At 45.7% G+C, this 12653-nt stretch carries 9 protein-coding genes; 2 read left to right on the forward strand and 7 right to left on the reverse strand.

Features of this window, described 5'->3' with window-relative positions; all coding sequences use genetic code 11:
• The coding region (locus tag VF412_RS18220; protein WP_331340700.1) for a hypothetical protein at positions 1-777 on the reverse strand (777 nt) is incomplete at its 3' end.
• A 154-nt stretch (positions 778-931) separates the two neighbouring features.
• Positions 932-3631, reverse strand: a complete 2700-nt coding sequence (gene topA / locus VF412_RS18225; protein ID WP_331340701.1) for a type I DNA topoisomerase — start codon at positions 3629-3631, stop codon at positions 932-934.
• Positions 3632-3920: 289 nt separating this feature from the next.
• Here topA and VF412_RS18230 point away from each other — a divergent pair, with 289 nt between their 5' ends.
• A complete protein-coding gene (locus tag VF412_RS18230; RefSeq protein WP_331340702.1) occupies positions 3921-4694 on the forward strand; it encodes an HAD-IIB family hydrolase in 774 nt (257 codons plus the stop codon).
• A 117-nt stretch (positions 4695-4811) separates the two neighbouring features.
• Here the strand turns inward: VF412_RS18230 and VF412_RS18235 are convergent, their stop codons facing one another.
• The 4 genes from VF412_RS18235 to VF412_RS18250 all read right to left on the reverse strand — a co-directional run bounded on the left by VF412_RS18235 (position 4812) and on the right by VF412_RS18250 (position 9733).
• The gene (locus tag VF412_RS18235) at positions 4812-6245 is read right to left on the reverse strand and encodes a short-chain fatty acid transporter (RefSeq protein WP_331340703.1); all 1434 of its coding nucleotides are present in this window, start codon (positions 6243-6245) and stop codon (positions 4812-4814) included.
• Positions 6246-6369: 124 nt separating this feature from the next.
• On the reverse strand, positions 6370-6954 hold the full coding sequence (locus VF412_RS18240; RefSeq protein WP_331340704.1) for a hypothetical protein: 585 nt from the start codon (positions 6952-6954) through the stop codon (positions 6370-6372).
• 50 nt (positions 6955-7004) lie between these two features.
• Positions 7005-8345, reverse strand: coding sequence for a TldD/PmbA family protein (locus VF412_RS18245; RefSeq protein ID WP_331340705.1), 1341 nt, complete (start codon positions 8343-8345; stop codon positions 7005-7007).
• Positions 8345-9733: a TldD/PmbA family protein gene (locus tag VF412_RS18250; RefSeq protein WP_331340706.1), complete on the reverse strand. Its 1389-nt coding sequence runs from the start codon at positions 9731-9733 to the stop codon at positions 8345-8347. The genes VF412_RS18245 and VF412_RS18250 overlap by 1 nt, the downstream gene beginning before the upstream one ends.
• Positions 9734-9975: 242 nt before the next feature.
• Here VF412_RS18250 and VF412_RS18255 point away from each other — a divergent pair, with 242 nt between their 5' ends.
• Positions 9976-10515 (forward strand): hypothetical protein, encoded by a 540-nt coding sequence (locus VF412_RS18255; RefSeq protein WP_331340707.1) that lies wholly within the window; start codon positions 9976-9978, stop codon positions 10513-10515.
• Between the two features lie 354 nt (positions 10516-10869).
• On the opposite strand, the gene VF412_RS18260 is transcribed toward VF412_RS18255, so the two are convergent.
• Positions 10870-12653: helix-hairpin-helix domain-containing protein (locus VF412_RS18260; RefSeq protein WP_331340708.1), on the reverse strand; the 1784-nt coding region annotated here is incomplete at its 5' end.

The following is a 12653-nucleotide window of genomic DNA, read 5'->3' on the forward strand; positions in this document are numbered from 1 at the left end:
CTTCTTAGCGTTTAAGCCTTCATCGATATGATCCGAAGCTTCTTGTTGTTGCTGGAAATCGTTATTGTTACTGCGCGAAATAGAGTTCACATAGGAAATAACTTGCAGGTCCGAAGTGATGTCCTTACGGCCCTCACCACAGGCTTGATCAAACAACGCGAACACCAAGCGATCCAAGGACTGATCTTTATTTTTTGTGATGTAGTCCTTAACGGCCTGCACATCTTGATGCGGGAAATAAGCTTGAATTAAAGGATCCAAAAAGTCGTTGCAGTCCCCGGTACAAATGCCCTCGCGGTAATCCTTCAGATAGCTCATCAAAAAGCCCGTGCCCAAAGCATAACCAAACTCGTAAATGCCTTTTTTACGAGAAATTAAAACTGTTCCCTTAGAAGTCACCGCACCGTCTTCACAATAATGACCAAGCTTTTGCATCTCGTTGATAGCGCCTTCAATAAAGCCACCTTCAGCCACAGCCGTCTTGCCCATGAAGATATTGCGAGCAAAACGACCGATACCAGTCACTGTCGACGCATATCGCGAAGAGAGATGAACCGCAGACACAGGCTCACCTACTGCCTGACTTAACACATCGGCTGCGGCATAGCCAAAACACCACCCGATTTGTCCTTGATCGTAAGGAGCATAAAAGCGCTTTTGCAAAGCGGGATTCATCGTCTCACGCACGTCCACAGACGAGCAATCATCTGCCGAGGCAGCAAAACTTAAACTTCCCAAGAAAGATAACGTCAAAATGAGTCCGGCAACGAGCTTCATATAATTCTCCTGACCATGGCCGGAAGAGCAAATTCGAAGCCGCCTCAATAATAATAAATGAATTTTGAACCCGAGAATCTCAGACACTGTGACAAAATTTGCGTCTTTTTCTCCGCAAACCGCAGAAAAAAAGGCTCCCTGAGGAGCCTTTTTGCTACTTTTTAGACTTTCGCGTGACGACTTTTTTTACACCCAACGCTTCAGCTTTATCCTTCGCTGTTTCCGCTTTCTTCAACGACTTTTTCGGAGCCGCCGATTTCGTTGCCTTCGCACCGCCTTTGGCTTTGCCTTTACCCTTGGCCGGAGCTTTCTCGTTGATCAACGCAATCGCCTGCTCAAGAGTCACCGTCTCTGGAGTTGCTCCCTCTGGCAATGAAGCATTGACCTTACCGCTCTTAATGTAAGGACCATAAGGACCGTTGAAAACTTGAATCGCATCACCGGTATCAGGATGTGCACCCAAATCTTTCAATGCCACTGCTTTACCGCGACCTTTTTTCGGTTGGCTTAACATTTCCATCGCACGTTCAAACGTGATTGTGAAAATGCTCTCACCCTTAGGGATTGAACGATAGTCGCCATCGTGAACAATGAATGGACCGAAGCGACCCAGGCCTGCTTTGATCTCTTTGCCAGTACCTGGATGAGTCCCCAAAGTTTTTGGCAACGACAAAAGCTCCAAGGCCATGTTCAGGTCCACTTGTTCTGGCTGAGTACCTGGCGGAAGTGATGCACGTTTCGGTTTGTCATTTTCTGGCGATACGTCACCCATTTGCACGTAAGGACCGTAACGGCCACTTAGAACATAAATAGGCTCACCCGTTTTTGGATCTTTACCCAAAGCATCGGCGCCGTTGATTTTTTGATCGATCAATTTTTCTGCGATCTCTGGAGTGATATCCGCAGGAGATTCATTGTCTGGTACAGAAGCACTGACATCTTCACCATCGCGAGTTGTTGAAAGATACGCACCATAACGGCCGACGTGGAATTTGTATTTATCCATGCCTTCTAGGGTCATTGTACGCGCCTCATCCGGATTGATTTTTTCTTCCTGAGATTCAACACGAGCACGCAAACCTTTCGGACCTTTATAAATAGAAGCTAGGTAGCTTTCCCAGTCCAACTCGCCGTCCGCAATATTATCCAAACTTTGTTCCATTTCAGATGTGAATCCAAGATCCACGAACTCTGAAAGATAATTGCTTAAAAGTTTTGAAACAATCATCGCCGTGAATGTCGGAACAAGTGCTGTTCCGTTTTTGCGAACGTATCCGCGATCGATGATTGTACCGATAACAGATGCGTACGTTGATGGACGACCGATACCTTCTTTTTCCATCGTTTGTACGAGGCTTGCCTCTGTATAACGAGCTGGTGGTTTCGTTTCGTGAGATGTTGGATCAAGCTTGGTGCACTTCACAGCGTCTTTTACTTTCAACGCCGGCAAACGCACTTCACGCTCTGCCAAATCTGCTTCTGGATCATCACTGCCTTCAACATAAGCGCGTAAGAACCCCGGGAATTCGATAGTCATACCTGACGCTGCAAAAAGAGCGTCGCCCACACTGATTTTCGCGCTTACTTGTTTCTGACGAGCATCAACCATTTGTGATGCAATCGTACGTTTCCAGATCATGTCATACAGACGGAATTGAGTTCCCGTCAGACCTGTTTCATCTGGATCCATAAAGTTGTTACCCGCTGGACGAATCGCTTCATGGGCCTCTTGAGCCCCTTTCACTTTTTTCGCCGCATAAGTACGGGGCTGCGGAGTCAGATACTCTTTTCCATATTTAGTTTGAATCGCATCACGAGATGCTGTGATGGCTTCATTCGATAAGAACGTGGAGTCCGTACGCATATAGGTGATGAAACCTTGCTCGTACAGTTTCTGCGCCACTTGCATTGTTTCACGAGAAGACAAACCCAACTTACGATTGGCTTCCTGTTGCAAAGTTGAAGTGATAAACGGAGCCGCTGGCTTTCTGAACGTTGGTTTTTCTTCCACATCAGAAACTAACCAGTTGCCGGATTTTAAATCTTGAGAAAGTTTGGCAGCGTCTTTTTCTCCAAGCACCAAAACATCTTTGCCAGCCGTCAATTGACCTGTCAGACCATCAAAGTCTTTACCTGTCGCCACACGTTGGTTTTTGAATTGTTGTAAGCGAGATTCAAAGTTCACACCGTCTTTAGAAAGTTCAGCAAGAACTCCCCAGTAAGCGGATTTTTTAAAACGCAGACGTTCTAATTCACGCTCAACGATCAAACGAACAGCCACGGATTGCACGCGACCTGCTGACAAACCATAAGCCACCTTCTTCCAAAGAAGAGGTGAAATCGTGTAACCCACTAAACGATCCAGCACACGACGTGCTTCCTGTGCACGCACAAGATTGATGTCGATTTCGCGAGTGTCTTTCAATGCTTTTTGAATCGCATCCTTCGTGATCTCGTGAAACACCATGCGCTTGGTTGGAACGCGTGGCTTTAGAACTTCAAGCAAATGCCAGCTGATAGATTCCCCTTCACGGTCTTCATCGGTCGCGAGGTAGAGCTCTGAGGCATCGGCTAGTTTGTCTTTCAGATTTTTTACGACTTTAACTTTGTCTTTGGGAATGCAGTAAAGAGGTTCGAAGTTGTGGTCAACGTTCACACCCAACTGTGCCCATTTTTCTTTCTTAACTTTTTCAGGAATATCTTTTGCGGACTGAGGAAGATCGCGGATATGTCCCATGCAGGATTCCACAACGTAATCTCTTCCCAAGAATTTACGAATCGTTTTAGCTTTTGTCGGAGACTCCACGATCACTAATTTGATTCCGTCTGATGATGCTTCAGTCTTTTTTGCCATGCTTGGTCCTTAGTCTGGGGAAGCTGCTTCAACCTTTGCGACTGGCTTGCACTTCAACTTCGTCGAAGCAACTCATCGCTTCAGCTCTACCCGCGTTCGCGAGTCGCCGCCCACCCATATATATAGACAAACCATGTATTCGAACCTGGGAAGATGCAAGCCTCAATTTTGACAACTCGTATAAAGTCCTAGAACTCTACTTCATGATTTTCAGAAATCTTCGGTACAATTTTTTTCTGTAAGGCATGTAATCAAAATAGAAAATGCCAATTTAGGAAGCAGGTTTACGTTGAAAAGCGTTTCAGAATTTTCGAGCACACTTCAGTTTCTTCTTACTGATATCGACGACACATTAACAGACGAAGGTCAGCTTGGCGCGGGAGCTTATGAAGCAATGTGGGCTTTGCACAAGGCAGGCATTCATATCATTCCTGTGACAGGTCGACCTGCTGGATGGTGTGAAATGATCGCACGTGTATGGCCCGTCAGCGGAATCGTCGGAGAAAACGGCGGATTCTATTTCCGCTATCACGATAAAAAAATGCAGCGTCACTTTTTCTTCGACGATAAAATACAAAAACAAAATCGCACAAAGTTGGATGTCATTCAGGCAGAAGTTTTAAAAAGTGTTCCAGGTTGTGCTCTTGCCAGCGACCAGTTTTGTCGCCTCATGGATCTTGCCATCGACTTCTGCGAAGACGTTCCACCCCTTCCACGCAGCGAAGTGCAAAAAATCGTAGACATATTCCACAATCACGGAGCGCAAGCGAAAGTCAGCTCGATTCACGTAAACGGTTGGTTTGGAAATTACGATAAACTGACAATGTCTTTAAAGTTTCTAGAAAAAGAATTTGGTGTGACCGCCGAACAATCGAAAAAAATTTGCGGATTTAGCGGCGACTCTCCTAATGACGAGCCGATGTTTGCCTATTTCCCCAACAGTTTCGCTGTCGCAAACATTAAGAACTTTTTGGATCAAATTAAATCCAAGCCAACCTATGTTACAAATCAACGGGGTGGTTTAGGCTTCACAGAGATCGCTAAAGTTCTCTTAAAAAAATAGTCATTCAGTCAAACTTCAGAGAATAAACATTCTTGAAAGAATAAAAAACCCGCTTCTTTTGAAAGCGGGTTTCGTTTTTTTGAATGATTGAGTGAGGATTTCTTCGGCGCTCTGTCGTTACGGAATGACCGGTGGATGATAAGCCAATGTCTCGCCCAATGCCCACAACATAAAGATCACAAGGGGCGCATGCACCACCAATTGAGTCACTGTGTAACCCACGATATCGCGGGCTTTTAAACCAAGAACACCAAGAAGAGCCATCATAAAGAATGGATTGATCAAATTCGGCAAAGCTTCTGCCGCATTGTAAACCATCACCGTCCATCCCAAGTGAACTTTCAATTCATTCGCAGCTTGCATCAAGTACGGAGCTTCAATAATCCACTTACCGCCACCCGATGGCACAAAGAACCCAAGGATTGCAGAGTAAACACCCATCAACGCCGAGAACGTGTCATGAGTCGAAATCGACACGAAGAAGTTCGAAATATGGTGCGACAACGTCACACCATCTGGTCCCGCAGCTTTCGTCAAAATAAACGCAATACTCCCGTATAGTGGGAATTGAATCAAGACACCCGCCGCCGAAGGAACCGCTTTACCAACAAGACGAAGGAAACGTTTTGGTCTCCATGTCAGAAGCATGCCGAGTATCAAGAACAAGAAATTGTACGTATTCAAATTTGAAATCGCCAAAATCACATTCTTGTTTTGAAATTCCATCCCCAGCCACCAAAGACCTAGAAGCACAACTAAGATTGTAAGAATCGGAGAATATTCTAACCAGTCCCCCGGTTGCTTCGGCTTTTCTATAATATCCTGTGAGTCATCAGTCACATCGATATTAAGGTCTTGTGCCGTCACAGCTCTTTCACGATTTGGCGCTGATAAATAAGCAATCACCACTGAAACAGCCGTCAACACCACTAACATCAAAATAGATTGTGGTAGGAAAATTGTTTCCGAGAATGGAATCACGCCCGTAATTGGCATCAAAGTTTTGGGAATACTTTCTGCGTTGGCCTGAAGTTGCGCCGCTGAAGAACTCAATCCCAAGGCCCAAGTGGCGCCCAGCCCGAGATAACCGGCCGCACCTGCTGCACGATAATCAACACGCAAATCCGTTCTTCTTGCCAAAGCACGAACGAACAACCCACCAAACACCAAACTAAATGCCCAGTTTAAAAGTGACGCCATGATCGTGAAGAACGCGATGTATGCCACTGCGGACTTTTCAGATTTTGGAAGCTTCGCCAGCCAGTTGATCAACTTCACCGCCGGAGGAGATGACGCCGCTACATAACCGGAAATAATAACGATCGCCATTTGCATCGTGAACGGAATCAAACTCCAGTAACCATCACCGAAAGAAGTTGCAATAGCTTTTGGCGCAATTCCTGCGATCAAAGCACCGATCGTCACAACGGCCACCGCAAGCACTGCAAATATATAAGAATCAGGGAACCAACGTTCCGCCCAGTTCGTTACCGACGAAGCCAGTTTTTCAAGGGCTCCGGTTTTTTTGGAAGATTCAACATTTGAACTCATTCTCTTCACCTCTATAAAAATTTTGATAGCTTTAGTCTATACTCGGTGTTTAGAAATCCCAGGGATTAATGCTTTACGGGCTTAAGCTTGTCACAAAGCGCTCTCCTGCACCGTCACTCTCGATCTACTTCCTAAATGTGAGACTTAAGAAGTAAAGTGTCCAGGTCGATGACGACTCACGCACTTCATAACTATGCGGCTCAGAAATTTGTTCCGCGCTCGCCACAACCCATGTGAGGTTCTGAAGTTCATTATTTACTAACGGAGTAATTTTATGAAGACCCTGCACGATTTGATAACGATAGGTTTTGAAAGTGTCCGTTCCAGCAATCACCGTTTGAGGCACCGTCCACTCTTGCAAGGTCTCTCCATCGTTTTCTAAATGAGGTGCACCAACAGCAGGTTGAAATGTGAGTGAATACCCCGCCACATTATTTAGAATTTCTTGCTTCAAATCCGCCGGGACTTGTTTTGCAGAATCAAACTTTGAACATCGATAACCTTGGGATGCCACAAATTCGCAAATAAATCCTGACTCGCGCAAAGTTTTTAATCGATCTATAGCAGAGGATCGCACCACTTCATAATGCTTCACTTTTAAAACTTCGAGATTAGAAAAAGAAAAAGTTCCCTCTAAAGAAATCGGCGACGATTGTGCCCAGGAACTGAAAGAAACAAGAAGAACCAAAACTCCAACAAAGTACTTCATTATGCCTCCAGACAAAAGCATAGACACTCTTATCTGGAGGCTCAAGTTTTTTAAGCTCCGGCGAAACTCAAAGATTTAACGAGGACATCTGGGGCGATCATGCTGTTACCCTCTTTGTTGTACTCGTTACCAAGATCTTCAATAAGACCCAAAAGATCTAAAATGTTCCCTGACATCACAAATTGATCAATCGGTCCCTTGTTGTGACCGTTTTCATACAAGAAACCTTCAGCTGGCATCGAGAAATCCCCGGTGGATTCCTTAAAGCCCGCATGCAAGCCTCCAGAAAACTCTGTCACGTAAACAACTTTGTCGTATTTAGACAAAAGTTGCTGCAAAGACTTATCTCCTTTACCCATCACCAAGTTGGTCGGACCGATATCCATTGCCGAAGCAGGGCTGCGAGCCGCATTGGCTGTGTGCGGAAGATTCATCTTCTTTGCATATTCCAAGTTCGTTAAATAGTTTTTCAAAACACCGTTTTCAAACAAAACAGTCCTTTGCGAAGGAGCCCCTTCCGAATCGAAAGGTCTGACAGCCGTTCCGCGCAGGTTTAAAGCATCGTCAACAAGTTGAAACTTATCACTTCCAATTTTTTGACCAAGTTTTCCTTTAAGCAAAGATTTATTCTCATGCACTTCTTTTGCCGAGAAATATCCGGCAAGCATCGTCAGCATCGTTGGGAATTGTTCACGGTCAATCACTACAGCATAATTGCCCGTTTTCAATTTCTGAGCACCCAATCTCGCCGTGGCTTTGCGAACGCCCAGTTCTGCCGTCTCTTGAGCCTTTATGTCTTTAAATGATCTGGCGAAGAAACCTTCACCATCCATTTTGGAAGACTCACCTTGTTGTGCCAACGGATACGCATATCCACTGTAAGAGCTTTGTTTAAACTCTTGATCCACACCCTCTGAGTTCAAGATTCGCTTAAAGCTCGTGCTTTCAACAAATCCACAATAAGGAACCGCTTGCACGCGTTGATCGGCATTCAAACAGGCTTCTTCCAAAGTTTTTGCCACTTCCATTTTCTTTTCCATGGAAATCTCTTCGGGATTGAACAAGTTCATCACGGGAGCCGCCTGCGGCTTCATCAACGGCACTTCGACAGTTTCTTCAGACTTCACAGTCTTCGCATTGTTCAAAGCATCTTTGTACGTGCGAAGCAAGGCTTCAAGGGAAAGGTTTTCTGTATAAGCGTAACCTTGAGTCGCCCCTTTGATCACACGTAAGCCCGCCATTTGGGATTGTGTGGATTCAAATTTTTCTAATTTCTTTTTTTGAAAACCGAGCTTCAAACTTTCACCACCCGTGACAAGCATTTCTACTTTCACGCCGTCACGTTGAGCTTCGCTTAAAATCTTTTGGAAATTTTCTTTAATAGTATCCATTATTTTGCCCTCCCGCCGACCATGAGGCTGGATACAAGAATTTGTGGTTGGCCCACTGCCGCTGGGATGCTGCCGCTGACAGATCCGCACATGCCCGTCGCCAATTTCAAATCGTTAGAGACTCTTGTGATCTTACCCAAAGTATCGATTCCACGACCGATCAAGCATGCGCCCTTCACAGCCTCTTCAACACGGCCGTTACGAACAATGTAACCTTCCTGCACTTGGAAGTTATAATCGCCCGTTCCAGGATTCACGGAACCGCCACCCATTTTCTTTGCATACAAACCGTAATCAACATCACGGATCATATCTTCAAAAGAATCTTTACCAGCAGCGATGAACGTATTTCTCATGCGAGATGCCGGAGCATATTTGTAAGATTGACGACGACCGCTTCCTGTTTTCTCGTAACCAGTTTGTTGCGACCCCATTTCATCGACGATGTAAGATTTCAAAACGCCGTTTTCAATCAATGTCGTACGCTTCGTTTTGTTGCCTTCGTCATCCATATTGAGAGATCCCCAACCGTTTTCCAAAGTACCATCATCAATCGCCGTAACACATTCGTTCGCGATCTTCTCGCCCAGCTTGCCACAGAAAACAGATGCGCCTTTAGCCACACTGGTGGTCTCAAGGCCGTGACCGCAAGCCTCGTGGAAGATCACTCCCCCGAAAGAATTGTCGATCACCACAGGCATCTCACCTGCTGGCGCGTAGGCTGCTTTCGTTAAAAGCATCGCGCGATCTACGTTTTCATGAGCGAATTTTTCCAAGTCCACAGTGTCGTATAGTTCTGAAGTCCCCATGTGACCCACGTTATCTGCAGAGCTTTCTTTCATGCCCATGCTTTCAACGAACGTCTCAAGACGCACGCGAGAGTAGGCGCGCTCGTCGTAAGCCATCACTCCTCGAGAGTTTGCGATTTGTACACGTTGAAACTTTTCATTGATACCCGCTTCAACTTGCGTCACCGCTGAGTTACGATCGCGGGCATGTTGATCTAAAGAGTTCAACCATCTGAATTTGCGATCACGATCCATCTCCCACGGCTTTTCGCCAAATGTATGAATGGAATCAAAGGGCACCTGCATCAGCGGCATTGATTTTTTAGCAGCGCCTTGTCCGCGACTTTGTGCCGCGTTCAAGGCCGCTTTCACCAAGCCGTGCTCTGAAAGATCGTTGGTTGTGACGTAAACAATTTCATGACCGAAGAACAAGCGAATGCCCGCGCCATAAAGTTGGCCAACGATAGCTTGATCTGGTTTTGAATTGAGGACTGTTAGATTTGAGGAATAAGTATCTTCAACAAAGATGTCTGCGAAATCGGCTCCCGTAGACAAGGCCGCATCCAGCGCCTTCGTGAGAATATGAGATTGAATAATCATGGGACCTCCATATCCAGCAAGGATAGCCTAGGGCTTTGCGCCAACCCAATCAAATTCGCCAAAGGAGCTGGAATCAGTGCCGAAGTATCATTCTATAATCCCTCTATAAAACTGGCCCCATGTACCCTGGAGTCAGAATGCTACTGCCAATTTCTGGCACGTCCTGTGCTTTATTCATATTCCGTCGGCACTTCGATCTCTGCGAAGAGCAAAGTGCCCCACCAAACCACAGGGGGATCCAAATGACTTTGAAATCTAAAATGTTTTTAGTTGTTCTTTCGGCTCTAACTTTTGCTGCAACTTCTGCAAACGCTTACATCACTCCTGGCGGAGGTCGTCCTGCTCCTTATCCTGACCCTCGCCCAGCCCCTTATCCAGGACCGGGTCCTGTGACTCCGGGATATCCACCGGCACCAGAGCCAGCTCCCTATCCAAATCAACCGCAGCCTGGTTACGGTCAATTCACAGTAGATTTGAACGTGTACACTCGCTTGTATGCGAATGATCGTTTGGATCTTACTCAATACATCGATTCTTATCGCTACAACGGCTATCGCATCGTGCGCATTGATATCAGTGCAACACCTGACTATCAAACAGCGTTCATTAACCTAATGATTAACGGTTTCGCTGTTGGCGGTAACTTACAAATCGATAGCTACAACTGTTCCGCAACAGCTTATCCAGACAACGCAGTGATTGGCCAAAGTGCCGCAAGCATCGTGCTCTACACTCAAGGCAACATGACCGTGAACTCTGTAACTTTGACTTTAGCGTACTAAATCAAACGATCATCCCAATCGTTTCATTGAAAATTTCGCCCAAAAATAGAAAACCCGATCTGCCACACTACAGATCGGGTTTTTTATTTTAATAACTTCTAAAAACAAAAAGCCCCGGAGTTTCCCGAGGCTTTTAAGCTTCATCTTCTGTAACTGTTGTCTAATCAGCTCCGCTGACTAGGTCCCAACTACTTACGGATTTTCGCTTTATACATACGCTTCTTAGTAAGAAGACGTTTTTTTCTGTGACGGATACCTTTTTTAGATTTGCCTTTTGCTGCCATGTTAATCCCCTTAAAAGTTGCTTCACCTATCGACCCGACTGGGTCGATAGCTTTGCCGGCATCCGCCGGGTTATTTTTTATTAGTAGGAACGTTCATCAAAGCCGCAAACGGATTGTTGAACGGATTTGCTGGTTTCGCTGGAGGACCACCTGCTGGTCTTTGGCCTGCACCACCACCTGGAGGCGTTCTCGGGCCACCTGGTTTGTAACCACCCTGCTGTTGACGAGGTTGATCAGCACGTTTCTCGCGAGGCGCAGAAGCCTCTGGAGCGTCGTCCATTTTCATCGTCAAAGAGATTTGGTTTTTCACAGTATCTACTTTCAAAACCTTCACAGTCACATGATCGCCCGGGTTTACAACCTTACGAGGATCATCAACGAACTTGTGGGACAATGCAGAAATATGTACAAGACCATCTTGGTGAACACCGATATCAACGAACGCACCGAAATTCGTTACGTTAGTGACGATACCTGGGCAGATCATACCTTCTTTAAGGTCTTTAACTTCCATGATGTCATCGCGGAATTGGAAAACCTTGAACGGATCACGAGGATCCCGGCCTGGCTTTTCAAGCTCTTTTACGATGTCATCGAAAGTAAACTCACCCACGATTTGCGCCCATTTCGTTCTTTGCGCGACAAGCTTCTTCGCACCTTCACCGATAACGTCCGACAAAGAAACACCAAGGTCTTTTGCCATATCAGTCACAGCTTGGTAACGCTCTGGATGGATACCCGTGGAATCCAACACTTGTTTTCCAGTTGGAATACGCAAGAAACCCGCAGCTTGCTCGAAAACTTTTGCAGAGAACTTCGGAACTTTTAAAAGCTCAGAACGATCTGTGAACAAAGATTTCTTACGAGCCTCAACGATACCCTTCGCAAGAGCTGGGCCGATGCCCGCAACATGTGATAATAACGCTGCAGAGGCTGTGTTCACGTCAACGCCTACGTTATTTACGCAAGACTCAACGACAGCTTCCAATGATTTTTTCAATTGAGATTGATTTACGTCATGTTGGTACTGACCCACACCGATAGATTTTGGATCAACCTTCACAAGCTCCGCCAAAGGATCTTGCAAACGACGTGCGATAGAGATCGCACCTTTGACTGTCACATCTAGATCTGGGAACTCTTCACGAGCCACTTCAGATGCAGAGTACACAGACGCACCAGATTCAGAGACCATCACGACAGGAATGTTCTTGCCAAGATCCTTCAAAACTTTACGTAAGAAAGATTCAGTCTCACGACCGGCAGTACCATTACCAACAGCGATGGCTTCGATTTGGATTTGTTTCAAAACGTCACCGAACAAAGCTTTTGCTTTTCTGTCAGCATCATCACCCAAAGTATAAAGAACTGTGTGAGAAATGAACGCGCCAGATTTATCGATCAACGCTACTTTACAACCCGTGCGCAAACCAGGGTCTACACCCAAAACGCATTTTGGTCCGTACGGAGAAGCCAATAAAAGTTTACGAACGTTTTCAGCAAATACCGTGATCGCATCTTGATCCGCTTTTTCCTTCAATACGCGGTGAACTTCGTTCACAACAGAAGGAAGAACGTAAACATTCAAAGCCAAACGAGCTGATTGTTTCAGATAATCGCCAATCGCGTTATCCGGAGTCGAAGTTGCGAACTTTTCGTAAGATTTCAAAATCTCTTCGTCGTCGCCCTTAACATCGATAGCAAGTTCTTCTTCCTGCCAACCACGTCTCATCGCCAAATAGCGGTGATTGTTTTTTGCGTCCAACAAGTTCTTAACTGGCTCTTCGAATTCCTTGTACATATCGTACTTAGAATTCGGTTTGAAACCTTTTGCAGCTTTCGCAACCACACGGC

The organism is Bdellovibrio sp. (assembly GCF_036384735.1).
Lineage (GTDB): Bacteria > Bdellovibrionota > Bdellovibrionia > Bdellovibrionales > Bdellovibrionaceae > Bdellovibrio.